This window comes from Variovorax sp. OAS795 (genome assembly GCF_040546685.1).
Classification (GTDB): domain Bacteria; phylum Pseudomonadota; class Gammaproteobacteria; order Burkholderiales; family Burkholderiaceae_C; genus Variovorax.
In genome coordinates this window covers 1988442-2004979 of record NZ_JBEPOH010000001.1, presented here as the reverse complement: position 1 = coordinate 2004979, position 16538 = coordinate 1988442, and the positions used below count along the sequence as shown (strand labels likewise).

Sequence of the window (16538 nt, the reverse complement as noted above, 5' to 3'; positions counted from 1 at the left end):
CAGCCGCGCTGCGAATCAAGGACGCTTTAAGTGACCACCACCCAAAACGTTGAGGCGATTGTGCCATAGGGTCTTTGGCAAACAGGCCGCTGGACGGCCCGGAAGCGTAGGACTGAGGCGGAATAGCCGCCTTGTGTTGCGGCGGTGCGACACCCCTCACAGCGTAAAATTTCGCCTTCCTGCCGCCAGCCTCTCGCTCAATGACCTCCTTCGCCAAAGAAACCCTGCCCATCAGTCTCGAAGAGGAAATGCGCAGCAGCTATCTCGATTACGCCATGAGCGTGATCGTGGGCCGGGCGCTTCCCGATGCGCGCGACGGCCTCAAGCCTGTGCACCGGCGCGTGCTGTTTGCCATGCACGAGCTCAACAACGACTGGAACCGGGCCTACAAGAAGTCCGCCCGCATCGTGGGCGACGTGATCGGCAAGTACCACCCGCACGGCGACCAGTCGGTCTACGACACCATCGTGCGTCTGGCGCAGGACTTTTCCATGCGCCATATGCTGGTCGACGGCCAGGGCAACTTCGGCTCGGTCGACGGCGACAACGCGGCCGCAATGCGGTATACGGAAATCCGCCTCGCCAAAATTGCACATGAAATGCTGGGCGATATCGACAAGGAAACTGTCGATTTTCAGGACAATTACGACGGCTCGGAAAAAGAACCCAAGGTTTTGCCGAGCAAGCTGCCGAATTTGCTGGTGAATGGCTCCGGCGGTATTGCGGTGGGCATGGCCACCAATATTCCGCCGCACAATCTCAATGAAGTGGTGGACGCCTGCCTGCACCTGCTGCGCAATCCGCAGGCCTCCATCGACGAGCTGATGGAAATCATTCCGGCGCCCGACTTCCCCACCGCCGGCATCATCTACGGCATCAATGGCGTCCGGGACGGCTACCGCACGGGCCGGGGCAAGGTCGTCATGCGCGCCAAGTGCCACTTCGAGGACATCGACCGCGGCCAGCGCCAGGCGATCATCGTCGACGAGCTTCCCTACCAGGTCAACAAGAAGACGCTGCAGGAGCGCATGGCCGAGCTGGTGCACGAGAAGAAGATCGAGGGCATCAGCCACATCCAGGACGAGTCCGACAAGTCGGGCATGCGCCTGGTGATCGAGCTCAAGCGCGGCGAAGTGCCCGAGGTGGTGCTCAACAACCTCTACAAGCAGACGCAGCTGCAGGACACCTTCGGCATCAACATGGTGGCGCTGGTCGACGGCCAGCCCAAGCTGTGCAACCTGAAGGACCTGATCGAGGTCTTCCTGCAGCACCGCCGCGAAGTGGTGACGCGCCGCACCGTCTTCACGCTGCGCAAGGCGCGCGAACGCGGCCACGTGCTCGAAGGCCTGGCAGTGGCGCTGGCCAATATCGACGACTTCATCTCGATCATCCGCAATGCCCCGACGCCGCCCGTGGCCAAGGCCGAGCTGATGACCCGCAGCTGGGACAGCAAGCTGGTGCGCGAAATGCTCACGCGTTCGCGCGCCGATGGCGGCGTGGTCAACGCCGACGACTACCGCCCCGAGGGCCTGGAGCGCGAATTCGGCATGGGTTCGGACGGCCTCTATCGCCTCTCGGAAACCCAGGCCCAGGAAATCCTGCAGATGCGCCTGCAGCGCCTCACCGGCCTGGAACAGGACAAGATCGTTGCGGAGTACAAGGAGGTCATGGCCGAGATCGACGACCTGCTCGACATCCTGGCCAAGCCCGAGCGGGTCTCGGTCATCATCGGCGACGAACTCGGCACCATCAAGCACGAGTTCGGCCAGTCCAAGCTCGGCGCGCGCCGCAGCCTGGTCGAGCACAGCGCCTTCGACCTCTCGACCGAAGACCTGATCACGCCGACCGACATGGTGGTGACGCTGTCGCACAGCGGCTATATCAAGAGCCAGCCGCTGAACGAATACCGGGCGCAAAAGCGCGGCGGGCGCGGCAAGCAGGCCACCGTGACGAAGGAAGACGACTGGATCGACCAGCTCTTCATTGCCAATACGCACGACTACATCCTGTGCTTCTCCAACCGCGGCCGGCTCTACTGGCTCAAGGTGTGGGAAGTGCCCGCGGGTTCCCGCGGTTCGCGCGGCCGCCCGATCGTCAACATGTTCCCGCTGCAGGAAGGCGAGAAGATCAACGTCGCGCTCGCCCTCACCGGCGAGAAGCGCAACTTCCCGGCCGACCAGTACGTGTTCATGGCCACCTCCATGGGAACGGTCAAGAAGACCACGCTCGACGAATTCAACAACCCCCGCAAGGGCGGCATCATCGCGGTGAATCTCGATGAGGGCGACTACCTCATCGGCGCAGCCCTCACCGACGGCAAGCACGACGTGATGCTGTTCAGCGACGGCGGCAAGGCGGTGCGCTTCGACGAGGAAGACGTGCGCCCGCTGGGGCGCAATGCACGCGGCGTGCGCGGCATGTCGCTGGACCCCGGACAAGGCGTGATCGCCATGCTGGTGGCCGAGGACGAGCAGCAAAGCGTGCTCACCGCCACCGAAAATGGTTACGGAAAGCGCACAAGCATTACCGAGTACACGCGTCATGGCCGGGGAACCAAAGGCATGATTGCGATTCAACAGAGCGAGCGCAACGGCAAGGTCGTTGCCGCCACCCTCGTGCATGCGGACGATGAGATCATGCTCATCACCGACAAGGGCGTGCTGGTGCGCACCCGGGTTGCCGAGATTCGTGAACTAGGTCGCGCTACGCAAGGCGTAACGCTGATCGGGCTCGACGAAGGCGCCAAACTCAGCGGGCTACAGCGTATTGTCGAAAACGACGCCAACGGCGAGATCGAGCCAGGCGCGGACGATACTTCCACATCTTCAACGGAGAACCCTCAGTGAAAAAATTCAAGCTCGCACTTCTGACTGTCGCCCTGGCTGGCAGCTCGATGGCCGCCATGGCGCAGGACAAGGCCGCGCTTATCAAGCAGTTCGTGGACGTGCAACGCCCCGGCATCGAATCCCTGGCCCGCGGCCTGGTCGAGCAGTCGAGCGCACCCATCGCGCAGGCGGGTTCGCAGTACCTGCAATCGCAGGTGCCCGAAGCCAAGCGCGAATCGGCCGCCAAGGCTGCCGACGCCGAGCTCAAGAAGTATTTCGACGACGCCTACCCGATCGTGCGCGACAAGGCCGTGCAGCTGGCACCCGGCGCCCTCACGCCGCTGCTCGAGCAGAACTTCAGCGAAGAAGAACTCAAGCAGCTGCTGGCCTGGATCAACTCGCCCCTCAGCAAGAAGTACCAGGACCTGAATCCCAAGATGCAGACCGCCCTGACCGAAAAGCTCGTGGCCGAAACGCGCGGCACCATCGAACCCAAGATGCGCGCGCTCGACGAAAACGTGGCCAAGGCGTTGGGTGCTCCCACCGGCGGCGCGCAGCAAGGTGCCGCTCCCGCCAAGGCCCCGGCCAAGGCTCCCGCCAAGAAGTGACGTGACACAGCAGCAGCCCCAGCCAGCCGGCACGCGCCCGTACAACTTTTCCGCAGGTCCGGCCGCCATGCCGGAGGCGGTGCTGCAACGCGCCGCCTCCGACATGCTCGACTGGCAGGGCAGCGGAATGAGCGTGATGGAGATGAGCCATCGCGGCAAGGAGTTCGGCGCCATCTGCACCCAGGCCGAAGCCGACATCCGCACGCTGCTCGCGGTGCCCGATCACTTCCACATCCTCTTCATGCAGGGTGGCGGGCTCGGCGAAAACGCCATCGTGCCGATGAACCTGTCGCGCGGAAAATCCGCCGATTTCGTCATCACCGGCAGCTGGAGCATCAAGTCCCAGAAGGAAGCGCAGCGCTACTGCACGGCGAACATCGCGGCCAGCAACGCGGCCGACCACCACACGCGCTTGCCCGACCCGTCGACCTGGCGGCTCACGCAAGACGCCTCGTATGTGCACCTGTGCACCAACGAAACCATCAACGGCATCGAGTTCCAGCAACTGCCCGACCTTGCCGCCCTCGGCAGCAAGGCGCCGCTGGTCATCGACTTTTCCTCGCACGTGGCTTCGCGCAGCATCGACTGGCGCCGCGTCGGCCTCGCATTCGGCGGGGCGCAGAAGAACCTCGGCCCGGCCGGGCTCACGCTCGTGATCGTGCGCGACGACCTGCTCGGCCATGCGCTCGAGATCTGCCCGAGCGCTTTCAACTACAAGATCGTTGCCGACAACCAGTCGATGTACAACACCCCGCCGACCTGGGGCATCTACATCGCAGGACTCACGTTCCAGTGGCTGCTGCAGCAGACCGAAGGCACGCTCACCGGCGTGGCCGCCATGGAGCAGCGCAACATCGCCAAGGCCAGGCTGCTGTACGACTTCATCGACGCATCGTCGTTCTACGCCAACAGGATCGACCCAGCCTGCCGATCCCGCATGAACGTGCCGTTCTTCCTCGAGGACGAGTCCCGGAACGACGCCTTCCTGGCCGGCGCACGCGAGGCCGGGCTGCTGCAGCTCAAGGGCCACAAGTCGGTCGGCGGCATGCGCGCGAGCATCTACAACGCCATGCCGCTGGAAGGCGTACAGGCACTTGTGGGCTACATGCGAGAATTCGAGCGATCGCATGCCTAGGCGCATGCCCAGCTGCTCGCACCGATGACCGCCTCCGCTCCAACACCGCCCTCTACTCCCGACAACTCCGAAAGCCTTTCCGGTCTGCGCGTGCAGATCGATTCGCTCGACCAGCGACTGCTCAGCCTGCTCAATGAGCGGGCCCATGTGGCGGAGCTGGTCGGCGAGGTCAAGAAGCGCGAAGGCACCCCGTTCTTCCGCCCCGACCGCGTGGCCCAGGTCATCGAGAAGATGCAAAAGAGCAATGCGGGTCCGCTCAAGGACCTGCATGTGGCGGCCATCTGGCGCGAAATCATGTCGGCCTGCCTGGCGCTCGAATCGCCCCAGCGCGTCGCCGTGCTGGGCCCTGAGGGCACCTTCTGCGAACAGGCGGCCATCGAATATTTCGGCGGTGCCGCCGACCTGATCTACTGCGCCAGCTTCGACGAGGTGTTCCACGCCACGGCGGCGGGCAGCGCCCAGTACGGTGTGGTGGGCGTCGAAAACTCCACCGAAGGCGTGGTGACGCGTTCGCTCGACCTGTTCCTGCATTCGCCCACCCATGTGGTCGGCGAAGTCAGCCTCCTGGTGCGCCACCATCTGCTGCGCAGCAGCAACACGCTCGAAGGCATCGAGGCGGTGCTCGCCCACCCGCAGGCGCTGGCCCAATGCCAGACCTGGCTGTCGAAGCACCTGCCCAACGCCGAGCGGCGCGCCGTCTCGAGCAATGCCGAAGGCGCGCGGCTCGCGGCCACCAACCCGGCCTGGGCCGGGCTGGCCGGCGAACGCGCCGCCACCCGCTTCGGGCTGCACATCGTGGCGCATGCCATCCAGGACGACTCCTACAACCGCACCCGTTTCTCGGTCATCTGCCTGCCCCAGACGCTGGCCATGCCGCCGGCCTCCGGACGCGATTGCACGAGCCTGATCGTCTCCGTGCCCAACCGCCCCGGCGCCGTGCACGACCTGCTGGTGCCGCTGAAGGTCAACAACGTCTCGATGACCCGATTCGAGTCGCGGCCCGCGCGCACCGGCCAGTGGGAGTACTACTTCTACATCGACCTGGACGGGCACCCCTCGCAGCCCAACGTGGCTGCGGCCCTGGCCGAGCTGCGGGGCCTCTGCGCGTTCTACAAGGTGCTTGGCGCCTACCCCGTCAAAGCCTGAGCCGGACAGGAAGCACCATGTTCGAGCAATTGGGATTGATCGGCTGCGGCCTCATGGGCGGCTCCTTCGCGCTGGCGCTCAAGCGCGCCAGGCTGGTGAAACGCGTGGTCGGCTACAGCAAGTCGCCTTCCACCACCGAGCGGGCGCGCCAGCTGGGCGTGATCGACGTGGTGGCGCCTTCCGCGCTGCTGGCGGTCTCGGGGTCCGACCTGGTGCTGCTGGCGGTGCCGGTGGCCGCCTCGGAAGCCACCTTCAAGGCGATTCGCCACGGCATTGCCAGCGACACGCTGGTGATGGACGTCGGTTCGACCAAGGGCGACGTGATCGAAGCCGCGCGCAGCGGCCTGCAGGACCAGTTCTCCCATTTCGTTCCGGCCCACCCGATCGCCGGCAAGGAGGTGTCGGGCATCGAGCACGCCGACGCGTCGCTCTACACCGGCCGCAAGGTCGTGCTGACCCCCGTCAAGGCCACGCTGCGCTCCAACGTGCAGCGCGCCTCGCAGGTGTGGAGCGGCATCGGCGCCCACGTGGTCACCATGACGCACGAGGAACACGACAGCGCCTTCGCGGCCGTGAGCCACCTGCCGCACCTGCTGGCCTTCGCTTACATCAACGCCCTGGTCGCGCAGCCGCAGGGCGACCGGTTCCTGGGCCTTGCCGGCCCGGGCTTCCGCGATTTCTCGCGCATTGCGGCCAGCGACCCGGTGATGTGGCGCGACGTGCTGCTCGCCAATCGCGAGCAGGTGCTGCGGCAATCGCAGGCCTTCCGGCAGGCCCTGCTGGAGCTCGAGGCCCTGATGGCGGCCACCGACACGCAGGCGCTGGAGCATGCGATTGCCGCCGCCAGCAAGGTGCGCGCCGGCTGGCAGCCCAATACCGACGCCACGCAGGACTCCTGACATGTTCTCGACGGATTTCCTGGACATTCCCCCGCTCGCGGCGGCTTCAGGCACCGTGCGGCTGCCCGGCTCCAAGAGCATCTCGAACCGCGTGCTGCTGCTGGCGGCGCTGGCCAGCGGCACCACCACCATCCACGACCTGCTCGATTCCGACGACACCCGCGTGATGCTCGACGCGCTGCGCGCGCTCGGCTGCGGCATCGACGCGGTGGGCAGCACGCTGCACATCACCGGCATGGGTGGCGCATTGAAGCCCGGCGGCCCGCTGCTGCCGCTCTTCCTCGGCAATGCCGGCACCGCCATGCGGCCGCTGACCGCGGCCCTGTCGCTGCTCGGCGGCGAATTCGAACTGAGCGGCGTGCCGCGCATGCACGAGCGGCCGATCGGCGATCTCGTCGACGCGCTGACCCAGCTCGGCTGCCAGATCGACTATCTCGGCAACCCCGGCTACCCGCCGCTGCGCATCCGGCCGGTCGACCACGGCGCGCTGGCGCTCGACGCCCCCATCCGCGTGCGCGGCGACGTGTCGAGCCAGTTCTTGACGGCCCTCCTTTTGGCACTGCCGCTGGCAGCCCGCAAGGACATCGTCATCGAGGTGGTCGGCGAGCTCATCTCCAAGCCCTACATCGAGATCACGCTGAACCTGCTCGCGCGCTTCGGCATCACGGTGCGGCGCGACGGCTGGGAGCGCTTCACCATCCCCGCCGGCAGTGCCTACCGCTCGCCGGGCGACATCCACGTCGAGGCCGACGCCTCCTCGGCCAGCTATTTCATCGCACTGGGCGCCATTGCCACGGGCGCCAGCGGCCAGAACGGTATCCGCATCGAAGGCGTGGGTGCCGACTCGATCCAGGGCGACATCCGCTTCATCGACGCAGCCCGGCAAATGGGCGCAGAAGTGGAGAGCGGGCCGAACTGGCTCGAAGTGCGCCGCGGCGCCTGGCCGCTCAAGGCCATCGATCTCGACGCGAACCACATTCCCGATGCCGCCATGACGCTTGCCGTCATGGCGCTGTACGCCGACGGGCCCAGCACGCTGCGCAACATCGCCAGCTGGCGCGTCAAGGAAACCGACCGCATCGATGCGATGGCCAATGAGCTGCGAAAGCTCGGCGCCACGGTCGAATCCGGCCCCGATTTCATCCGCGTGCACCCGATCGCCCCGGCCGGCTGGCGGCCAGCCAGCATCCGCACCTACGACGACCACCGCGTGGCCATGTGCTTTTCGCTTGCGGCGTTCAATCCGGCCCGGGTGCCGGTGCGCATTCTCGAACCCCACTGCGTCGCCAAGACATTCCCGGACTACTTCGAGACCCTGTTCTCGGTGGCCGAGGCAGTCGAAGTCCCGGTGATCTGCATCGACGGCCCCACCGCTTCGGGCAAGGGGACGCTGGCGGCCGAAGTGGCCCGCCTGCTCGGCTACCACTACCTGGATTCCGGCTCCCTCTACCGCGTGACCGGCCTGGCCATGCGGCGCGCCGGGCTCAGCGCCGATCCGGCGCACGAGGCGCAGATCGCCGCGCTTGCGAGCGCCCTGCCCCTGCACTTCGCCGAGGGCAAGGTGCTGCTGGCCGGCGAAGACGTGAGCGACGACATCCGCACCGAAGCCGCCGGCATGGACGCCTCCCGCGTCTCCACGCTGCCCGCGGTGCGCGCGGCGCTCCTGGCCCTGCAGCAGCGCTTTCGCCGGCTCCCGGGCCTGGTGGCCGATGGCCGCGACATGGGCACCGTGATCTTCCCCGACGCGGCGCTGAAGGTGTTCCTGACAGCCAGTGCCGCGCAGAGGGCGGAACGCCGGCATAAGCAGTTGATTTCAAAGGGTATTTCGACTACACTTGACAGTCTTCGCTCCGACTTGGAAGCGCGCGACGCCCGGGACTCGTCCCGCAGCGTCGCTCCCCTCAAGCCGGCGCAGGATGCCCGCCATCTCGACAACTCTCAGCTGTCCATCGAGCAATCGATCGACCAGGTGTTGAACTGGTGGCAGGAAGTTCAGCCGTTCAAGCTTGCTTGAGCTGGTTTGAAGTTACAGCCGTTCAAGTCCGCTTGAACGGCTCGCGCCAACCGGGTTCCGGGGCAGCGCATACCGCTCCGGCAGGCTCCTCTCGCGCGACAGCGCACCGGCCTGCTGGTTGTTCAACCAACCGGGCACCAGCCCACAAAACCGCCGTCTCCAGACCCACAGCAGCCGCACGCAATTTCGCATGAGCGCCTGCCAACCCTGCCTGACGGAAGGAACCATAAATGTCTGAATCTTTTGCCGACCTATTCGAAGAATCCCTGAAGCGTTCTGAAATGCGCACCGGCGAGGTCATCACGGCCGAAGTCGTGCGTGTCGAACACAACCACGTCGTCGTGAACGCCGGCCTCAAGTCCGAAGCGTACGTGCCGATCGAGGAGTTCAAGAACGACAAGGGCGAACTCGAAGTCCAGGCCGGCGATTTCGTTTCCGTTGCCATCGGCAGCGTTGAAAACGGCTACGGCGACACCATCCTCTCGCGCGACACCGCCAAGCGCCTGGCCTCGTGGCTCGCGCTCGAGAAGGCACTGGAATCCGGCGATTTCGTCACCGGCACCACCAGCGGCAAGGTCAAGGGCGGCCTCACCGTGCTCGTCAACGGCATCCGCGCGTTCCTGCCGGGTTCGCTGATCGATACGCGTCCGATCAAGGATCTGACGCCGTACGAAAACAAGACCATGGAATTCAAGGTCATCAAGCTCGACCGCAAGCGCAACAACGTCGTGTTGTCGCGCCGTGCCGTGGTCGAAGCCAGCATGGGCGAAGAGCGCGCCAAGCTGATGGAGACCCTGAAGGAAGGCGCCGTGGTCCGTGGCGTGGTCAAGAACATCACCGAATACGGTGCGTTCGTCGACCTCGGCGGCATCGACGGCCTGCTGCACATCACCGACATGGCATGGCGCCGCGTCCGCCACCCGAGCGAAGTCGTTCAGGCCGGCCAGGAAATCACCGCCAAGATCCTCAAGTTCGACACCGAGAAGAACCGTGTCTCGCTGGGTCTGAAGCAAATGGGCGACGACCCGTGGATGGGTGTTTCGCGCCGCTACCCACAATCGACCCGCCTGTTCGGCAAGGTCACGAACATTGCCGACTACGGCGCGTTCGTCGAACTCGAACCCGGCATCGAAGGCCTGGTGCACGTCTCCGAAATGGACTGGACCAACAAAAATATCGCTCCGAACAAGATCGTCTCCCTGGGCGATGAAGTCGAAGTCATGGTCCTCGAAATCGACGAAGACAAGCGCCGCATCAGCCTGGGCATGAAGCAGTGCAAGGCCAACCCCTGGCAAGAGTTTGCGCAGAACACCAAGCGCGGCGACCGCGTCAAGGGCCCGATCAAGTCGATCACCGACTTCGGCGTGTTCGTGGGCCTGGCTGCCGGCATCGACGGCCTCGTGCACCTCTCGGACCTCTCGTGGAACGAAGCCGGCGAAACCGCCGTTCGCAACTACAAGAAGGGCCAGGAAGTCGAAGCCATCGTTCTGGCCGTGGACGTCGACCGCGAACGCATCAGCCTGGGCATCAAGCAGCTGGACAGCGACCCGTTCACCACCTTCACCACGGTGAACGACAAGGGCCAGATCGTGACCGGCAAGGTCAAGACCGTGGACGCCCGCGGCGCTGAAATCGACCTCGGCGAAGACATCATCGGCTACCTGCGCGCCAGCGAAATCTCCCGCGACCGCGTGGAAGATGCACGCAACGTGCTGAAGGAAGGCGACGAAGTCACCGCCATCGTCGTGAACGTGGATCGCAAGACCCGCAACATCCAGCTGTCGATCAAGCAGAAGGACATGGTCGACGAACAAGGCGCCATGGCCAACCTGAGCCAGCAGTCGGCACGCGAAAACGCGGGCACGACCAGCCTGGGCGCCCTGCTGCGCGCCAAGCTGGACAACAACGACAGCAAGTAAGCTGAGCCGGAAGACAGAGCAGGCCCTGGGGCCGCTCTGTCTTTTTTTTCGTCCACGTTTTCGTTTGGCCTATGACCCGCTCTGACCTCGTCGAAGAACTCGCCGCGCGCTTTGCGCAGTTGACGCACCGCGATGCCGAATACGCCGTCAAGACCATCCTCGACGCGATGAGCGACGCGCTGGTGCGCGGGCACCGCATCGAGATCCGCGGCTTCGGCAGCTTCTCGGTCAACCGGCGTCCGCCGCGCATCGGCCGCAATCCGCGTTCAGGCGAAAGCGTCCAGATCCCCGAAAAACGGGTGCCGCACTTCAAGCCCGGCAAGGCGCTGCGCGAAGCCGTCGACGCCAAGACCGCCGAGCTGGATGCCGGCAAGGAAGCCAAGAGCCGCAAGGCCTGATCTGCATCGCATGGATGATGCAAACGTAGAATGCTCCCGGCAACGGGAATGGCAATGAAATACCTCCTGTGGCTGCTCAAGGCAGCCATTTTTTTTACGCTTTTTGCTTTCGCGCTGAACAACCAGCACGACGCGACCGTCTATTTCTTCTTCGGCACCTACTGGCGCGCGCCGCTGGTGCTGGTGGTGCTCGCAGCCTTTGCGGGCGGCCTGGTGGTCGGTGCGCTCGGCATGTTGCCGGGTTGGTGGAAGCACCGCGCCGCCGCGGCGGCGCAGCAGCCCTCCACGCCCGAGCAAACGCCGGCAACGACCGGATCGAGTGCCGCACCCGTGGCCGTGCCGGCGCCCGCCATTTCCGCCACCGATCTACCTGCCGTACGCCAACATGGACTTTGATCCCAGCTGGCTGCTGATCAGCCTGCCCATCGCCTTCGTGCTGGGCTGGCTCGCATCGCGCTTCGACATCCGCCAGCTCAAGCTCGAGAACAGGCAAGCCCCGAAGGCCTACTTCCGTGGCCTCAACTTCCTGCTCAACGAACAGCAGGACCAGGCCATCGATGCCTTCATCGAGGCCGTGCAGAACGACCCCGACACGCAGGAACTGCACTTCGCCCTCGGCAACCTGTTCCGCCGGCGCGGCGAATATCAGCGCGCGGTGCGCGTGCACGAGCATCTGCTCGGCCGCGGCGACCTGAGCCGCAGCGACCGCGAGCGCGCCCAGCACGCCCTGGCGCAGGACTTCCTGCGTGCCGGCCTGCTCGATCGCGCCGAAGCCGCGCTGCAAAAGCTCGAGGGCACGCGCTACGAGAACGAGGCACGGCTGTCGCTCCTGGCCATCTACGAGCGCTCGCGCGAATGGACGCAGGCCGCCGACGTGGCACAGAAACTCGACGAGTCCGACCAGGCCAGCTACAGCACGCGCCGTGCCCATCACCTGTGCGAGCAGGCGGCCGAACAGGTGGCGGCCGGCGACATGGCCGCGGCCAACCGGCTGCTGTCCGAGGCCGTGGCCCTGGCCCCGCAGGCTCCGCGCCCTGCCATCGACTCCGCCACGCTCCAGTTGCGCAATGGCGATGCCGCCACGGCCTTCGACACCCTCGTCGCGCTGAGCGACACCGCACCACTCGCGCTGCCCCTGTATGCCGCCGCGCTGCAGCAGGCCGCGGTGGCCGCGCAGCGCGAGCGCGAGGCACTCTCGCTGCTCCAGCGCCGCTATGCGGAGTCGCCGTCGATCGACGTGCTCGAGGCCCTGATGGCGCTCGGCGGTTCACCGGCGCACGCGGTCGCGGCGGCGGAGGGCTTGCCGCTCACCCCGCGCGACGGCTACATCGCGCACCTTGCGCAACAGCCTTCGCTGGTGGCCGCCTCGCGCTGGCTGGCCGGCGAGCGCTTCGAGCACGAGCAGTTCCATCCGCAAGTGCAGCGCGCACTCGACCAGGCCACGCGGCCACTGATGCGCTACCGCTGCGCCGCCTGCGGCTTCGAGGCGCACCAGTACTTCTGGCATTGCCCCGGATGCCAGGCCTGGGACAGCTATCCGCCGCGCCGCGTCGAAGAACTCTGAGCAACGTTCCGAACAGGTTTCGGAACAATGGTGACCAGCGCCATGGCGGCACGCCGCGCCGTCAACGCCCCTTTCCCTGCACTCGTTGAACGCGAGCCGGCAACCTGCCGGCACGACGAAATCAACAATCAGGGAGTTTGAAATCATGCTGAAGAAAATCCTGGCCACGCTGGCCATGCTGTTTGCGGCTGCTTCGTTTGCCGCGGTCGACGTCAACAAGGGCACGGCCGCCGATCTCGACGGCATCAAGGGCATCGGCCCGGCCATGTCCAAGCGCATCCTCGATGCACGCAAGACAGGCGAGTTCAAGGATTGGCCCGACTTCATGCAGCGCATCAAGGGCGTGAAGGAAAAGAAGGCAGAAAAACTCTCGGCCGAAGGGCTCACGGTCAACGGCCAGGCTTTCGGTGGCCAAGCCAGCGCACCGGCGGCCGCCAAGGGCGACAAGGCAGAGAAGGCCACGAAGCCGGCCAAGACACCGGCAGCGGATGCGAAGCCCGCCAAGCCCTGATTGAAGCGCCCTCTGCCGCGGGCCTCACCGGGCTTGCGGCACTTGGCAGCATGGGGAGCACGGCCGCCCACCGGCGGTTCGTCACGTGCACAGCGGTACAAGCCGGAGCACAAACGCCCAGCCGCCTGGCAGGGAAATGCCTCAGGAATGGCCCGGAATTTGCACGTATGCTCGCTTTCGTTTTCACTCTCATCCGTTCCGGAGCGCCCATGAATCACAAGTTCGGTATTGCCCTTGCTGGCCTCACGCTCGGTGCCGCAGCGTTCGCGCAAACCAAGTGGGACCTGCCCACGGCCTACCCGGCCACCAATTACCACACCGAGAACATCACCCAGTTCGCGAAAGACGTGGACGCCGCCACCGGCGGCAAGGTGAAGATCGCCGTGCATGCCAACGCGTCCCTATTCAAGGCGCCCGAAATCAAGCGCGCGGTGCAGAGCGGCCAGGCCCAGGCCGGCGAGATCCTGCTGGCCAACTACGCCAACGAGAACCCGATCTACGCGCTCGACGGCGTGCCCTTCCTCGCCACCACCTATCCCGAAGCGAGGAAGCTCTACGATGCCTCGAAGCCCGCGATGGAAAAGCTGCTCGCGGCACAAGGCATCAAGGTGCTCTTCGTGGTGCCCTGGGCGCCGCAGGGCATCTACTCCAAGAAGGAGATCAGCTCGGTCGCCGACCTGCGCGGTATCAAGTGGCGCGCCTACAGCCCGGCCACCGCCAAGATCGCCGAGCTGATCGGCGCGCAGCCGGTGCAGATCCAGCAAGCCGAACTCAGCGCCGCCATGGCCACGGGCGTGATCGAAAGCTACATGAGCTCGGGCTCCACAGGCTACGACACCAAGACCTACGAGCACATCAAGAACTTCTACGACACGCAGGCATGGATCCCGAAGAACGCGATCCTCGTCAACGCCAAGGCCTTCGACGCGCTGGACGCCGCCACCAAGGCCGCAGTCACCAAGGCCGCGGCCGATGCCGAAGCCCGCGGCTGGAAAATCGCCCAGGAGAAGAACGACGAGTACAAGCGCCTGCTGGCCGAGCGCGGCATGAAGGTCCACAAGCCTTCGGCCAAGCTCGACGCCGACATGCGCCAGGTCGGCGGCATCATGCAGGCCGACTGGCTCAAGGCCGCGGGTCCCGAGGGTGCCGCGATCGTCGAAGCCTACAAGAAGAAGTGATGGCGCTGCCCCGCTCCACACTTCGGAAGGCCTGAGCCGTGCGCCGCTTCCTCGATCGCCTGTACGACGGTGCGGGCGCGCTCGGCGCCCTTTGCGTGTTCCTGATCTTCGTGCTGATGATCCTGGCCGGTGTGGGCCGGCAGATGAATTGGCACGTGAGCGGGCTCAACGACGTCGTCTCCTGGCTGTGCGCTGCTGCCGCGTTCTTTGCGATGGCGCACGCCTTCCGGCACGGCGACTTCGTTCGCGTGACGCTGCTGCTGGACGCCGTGCCGGCCAAGGTGCGCCGCGTGCTCGACGTGGTTTGCCTGCTGATCGCCTCGGTGTCGGTGGCCTACCTCACCTACTGGGCCACCAGCTTCACCTACGAGAGCTATGAGTTCGCGGAAATGGCGACCGGCCTTGTCGTCATTCCGATCTGGATTCCGCAGTCGACCTTCGTCATCGGCTGCTGGCTGCTGCTGATCGCGATGCTCGATGAACTGGTGGGCGTGGTGCGCGGCCAAAAGCCGAGCTACCAGCGTGCGATCGAAGAGCGGCATGCCGCGGGCGATTTCTCTTCCGACGTCTGAACGACAACTACAAGAAAAGACACCCGATGTTCGAAAATCTCTGGATGGGCGCGCTGCTGCTCGCCATCATGATGCTGCTGCTGGCGGGCGGCGTGTGGATCGCCATGACGCTGGCCATCGTCGGATGGGTGGGCCAGGCCTTCTTCACCAACACGCTGCCCGGCAAGAACCTGTTCTCGGCCTTCTGGGAAAGCAATGCGAGCTGGGAACTCGCGGCGCTGCCGCTGTTCATCTGGATGGGCGAAATCCTCTTTCGCACCAAGCTCAGCGAAGAAATGTTCGAGGGGCTGCGTCCGTGGCTCAACCGCGTGCCGGGCCGGCTGATGCACACCACCATTCTGGGCTGCGGTGTGTTCGGCTCGGTCTCGGGCTCCTCGGCCGCCACCTGCGCGACCATCGCCAAGGTGGCGCTGCCCGAACTCAAGCGCCGCGGCTACAACGAGCAGCTGGCCATCGGTTCCCTCGCCACCGCCGGCACGCTGGGCATTTTGATTCCGCCGTCGATCACCATGGTGGTGTACGCCGTCGCAGCCGACGCCTCCATCATCCGGATCTTCCTGGCCGGCTTCCTGCCGGGCTTCCTGCTGATGCTGCTGTTCTCCGGCTACATCGGCTGGTGGAGCCTGCGCAATCCCGACCAGGTGCCGCCCGCAGACCCGCCGACCACGTTCATGGAGAAAATCCGGCTCTCCGGCAATCTCATTCCTTGCGCGCTGCTGATCATCTTCATCGTCTGGGTGCTGGTGGCGGGCTGGGCCACGGCCACCGAATGCGCGGCCTTCGGGGTGCTCGGCTCGCTGGCGATCGCGGCCTGGGGCAAGAGCCTCACCTGGAAGAACTTCAAGGAAGGGATCATGGGCGCCACGCGCACCAGCTGCATGATCATGTTCATCCTGGCCGGCGCCGCCTTCCTCACCAAGACCATGGCCTTCACCGGCATTCCCCGCGAACTGGCCGAGTGGGTCGACAGCATGCATCTGTCGCCCTACGCACTGATCGGTGCGCTGGTGCTCGTGTACCTGGTGCTGGGCACCGCGCTCGACGGCATCTCTATGATCGTGCTGACCAGCGCGGTGGTGCTGCCGATGATCCAGAAGGCCGGCTTCGACCTGATCTGGTTCGGTATCTTCATCGTTCTGCTGGTCGAGATCGCCGAGGTCACGCCGCCGGTGGGCTTCAACCTCTTCGTGCTGCAGAACATGACCGGCAAGGACAGCAACGTGATCGCCAAGGCGGCCATTCCGTTCTTCTTCTGCCTGGTGCTGTGCATCGTGCTGATCACGCTGTTTCCGAGCATCGTCACCATCCTGCCCAACGTGGTGATGGGTGTCGAGAAATAGCGAGAAGAAAACCAATGCCCGTCTTGCCGGTTTTTGCGATCTGCGTCGGTGCCTCGTTCGGCGCCATGGCCCGATGGGGCCTGGGCCTGTGGCTCAACACGGGGGGCCCGGTGCCCTACGGCACGCTGGCTGCAAACCTGATCGGCGGCTATCTGGTGGGCGTGGCGGTCGGTGCCTTCCAGGCGATGCCGCAGCTCGACCCCGTATGGCGCCTGCTGCTGATCACCGGCTTTCTCGGTGGCCTCACGACTTTCTCGAGCTTCTCGGCCGAGGTCGTCACGCTGCTGCTCGGCGGGCGCCCGCTGCTGGCGCTGGGCACCAGCATGCTGCATCTTTGCGGGTCGCTCATGCTGACCTGGCTGGGCATCCGCACGGTGCAACTCGCACTGGGCTAGGCTTCCTTGGCCCGGCCGGCAAAACCGGCCATTT

General features: G+C 65.4%; 15 protein-coding genes. All 15 read left to right on the top strand.

Features of this window, described 5'->3' with window-relative positions:
* Positions 1–200: 200 nt before the first annotated feature.
* Positions 201–2846, top strand: a complete 2646-nt coding sequence (gene gyrA, locus ABID97_RS09530) for a DNA gyrase subunit A (RefSeq protein WP_354398269.1) — start codon at positions 201–203, stop codon at positions 2844–2846.
* A complete protein-coding gene (locus ABID97_RS09525; RefSeq protein ID WP_354398268.1) occupies positions 2843–3433 on the top strand; it encodes a DUF2059 domain-containing protein in 591 nt (196 codons plus the stop codon). Before gyrA ends, ABID97_RS09525 begins: the two co-directional genes overlap by 4 nt.
* A gap of 67 nt (positions 3434–3500) precedes the next feature.
* Positions 3501–4568 carry a 3-phosphoserine/phosphohydroxythreonine transaminase gene (serC, locus tag ABID97_RS09520; protein ID WP_354401713.1) on the top strand — a complete coding sequence of 356 codons (1068 nt, stop codon included), beginning with the start codon at positions 3501–3503 and terminating at the stop codon, positions 4566–4568.
* Between the two features lie 24 nt (positions 4569–4592).
* Complete coding sequence (gene pheA / locus ABID97_RS09515; protein ID WP_354398267.1) at positions 4593–5714, top strand: prephenate dehydratase; 1122 nt, start codon at positions 4593–4595, stop codon at positions 5712–5714.
* A 17-nt stretch (positions 5715–5731) separates the two neighbouring features.
* On the top strand, positions 5732–6613 hold the full coding sequence (locus ABID97_RS09510) for a prephenate dehydrogenase (protein ID WP_354398266.1): 882 nt from the start codon (positions 5732–5734) through the stop codon (positions 6611–6613).
* A gap of 1 nt (position 6614) precedes the next feature.
* Entirely contained in the window at positions 6615–8627 is a 2013-nt protein-coding gene (locus ABID97_RS09505) for a bifunctional 3-phosphoshikimate 1-carboxyvinyltransferase/cytidylate kinase (RefSeq protein WP_354398265.1), read from the top strand.
* 230 nt (positions 8628–8857) lie between these two features.
* Positions 8858–10546, top strand: a complete 1689-nt coding sequence (gene rpsA / locus ABID97_RS09500) for a 30S ribosomal protein S1 (protein WP_055799200.1) — start codon at positions 8858–8860, stop codon at positions 10544–10546.
* 71 nt (positions 10547–10617) lie between these two features.
* Positions 10618–10944 carry an integration host factor subunit beta gene (locus ABID97_RS09495; protein WP_126022915.1) on the top strand — a complete coding sequence of 109 codons (327 nt, stop codon included), beginning with the start codon at positions 10618–10620 and terminating at the stop codon, positions 10942–10944.
* A gap of 54 nt (positions 10945–10998) precedes the next feature.
* Positions 10999–11340: a LapA family protein gene (locus tag ABID97_RS09490; protein ID WP_354398264.1), complete on the top strand. Its 342-nt coding sequence runs from the start codon at positions 10999–11001 to the stop codon at positions 11338–11340.
* Positions 11330–12508, top strand: coding sequence for a lipopolysaccharide assembly protein LapB (gene lapB, locus ABID97_RS09485; RefSeq protein WP_354398263.1), 1179 nt, complete (start codon positions 11330–11332; stop codon positions 12506–12508). The genes ABID97_RS09490 and lapB overlap by 11 nt, the downstream gene beginning before the upstream one ends.
* Before the next feature lie 145 nt (positions 12509–12653).
* Positions 12654–13019 carry a ComEA family DNA-binding protein gene (locus tag ABID97_RS09480; RefSeq protein ID WP_354398262.1) on the top strand — a complete coding sequence of 122 codons (366 nt, stop codon included), beginning with the start codon at positions 12654–12656 and terminating at the stop codon, positions 13017–13019.
* Between the two features lie 209 nt (positions 13020–13228).
* Complete coding sequence (locus ABID97_RS09475; protein ID WP_354398261.1) at positions 13229–14197, top strand: TRAP transporter substrate-binding protein; 969 nt, start codon at positions 13229–13231, stop codon at positions 14195–14197.
* A 38-nt stretch (positions 14198–14235) separates the two neighbouring features.
* Positions 14236–14769 (top strand): TRAP transporter small permease, encoded by a 534-nt coding sequence (locus ABID97_RS09470; protein WP_354398260.1) that lies wholly within the window; start codon positions 14236–14238, stop codon positions 14767–14769.
* Between the two features lie 26 nt (positions 14770–14795).
* Positions 14796–16109 carry a TRAP transporter large permease gene (locus tag ABID97_RS09465; protein ID WP_354398259.1) on the top strand — a complete coding sequence of 438 codons (1314 nt, stop codon included), beginning with the start codon at positions 14796–14798 and terminating at the stop codon, positions 16107–16109.
* Positions 16110–16123: 14 nt separating this feature from the next.
* On the top strand, positions 16124–16504 hold the full coding sequence (crcB, locus tag ABID97_RS09460; RefSeq protein WP_354398258.1) for a fluoride efflux transporter CrcB: 381 nt from the start codon (positions 16124–16126) through the stop codon (positions 16502–16504).
* Positions 16505–16538: the final 34 nt, after the last annotated feature.

Excerpts from the sequence above, each read along its gene's own strand:
- gyrA (WP_354398269.1), top strand. The coding sequence starts at position 201 with ATGACCTCCTTCGCCAAAGAAACCCTGCCCATCAGTCTCGAAGAGGAA.
- serC (WP_354401713.1), top strand. The coding sequence starts at position 3,501 with ATGCCGGAGGCGGTGCTGCAACGCGCCGCCTCCGACATGCTCGACTGG.
- pheA (WP_354398267.1), top strand. The coding sequence starts at position 4,593 with ATGACCGCCTCCGCTCCAACACCGCCCTCTACTCCCGACAACTCCGAA.
- ABID97_RS09510 (WP_354398266.1), top strand. The coding sequence starts at position 5,732 with ATGTTCGAGCAATTGGGATTGATCGGCTGCGGCCTCATGGGCGGCTCC.
- ABID97_RS09505 (WP_354398265.1), top strand. The coding sequence starts at position 6,615 with ATGTTCTCGACGGATTTCCTGGACATTCCCCCGCTCGCGGCGGCTTCA.
- rpsA (WP_055799200.1), top strand. The coding sequence starts at position 8,858 with ATGTCTGAATCTTTTGCCGACCTATTCGAAGAATCCCTGAAGCGTTCT.
- ABID97_RS09495 (WP_126022915.1), top strand. The coding sequence starts at position 10,618 with ATGACCCGCTCTGACCTCGTCGAAGAACTCGCCGCGCGCTTTGCGCAG.
- ABID97_RS09490 (WP_354398264.1), top strand. The coding sequence starts at position 10,999 with ATGAAATACCTCCTGTGGCTGCTCAAGGCAGCCATTTTTTTTACGCTT.
- lapB (WP_354398263.1), top strand. The coding sequence starts at position 11,330 with ATGGACTTTGATCCCAGCTGGCTGCTGATCAGCCTGCCCATCGCCTTC.
- ABID97_RS09480 (WP_354398262.1), top strand. The coding sequence starts at position 12,654 with ATGCTGAAGAAAATCCTGGCCACGCTGGCCATGCTGTTTGCGGCTGCT.
- ABID97_RS09475 (WP_354398261.1), top strand. The coding sequence starts at position 13,229 with ATGAATCACAAGTTCGGTATTGCCCTTGCTGGCCTCACGCTCGGTGCC.
- ABID97_RS09465 (WP_354398259.1), top strand. The coding sequence starts at position 14,796 with ATGTTCGAAAATCTCTGGATGGGCGCGCTGCTGCTCGCCATCATGATG.
- crcB (WP_354398258.1), top strand. The coding sequence starts at position 16,124 with ATGCCCGTCTTGCCGGTTTTTGCGATCTGCGTCGGTGCCTCGTTCGGC.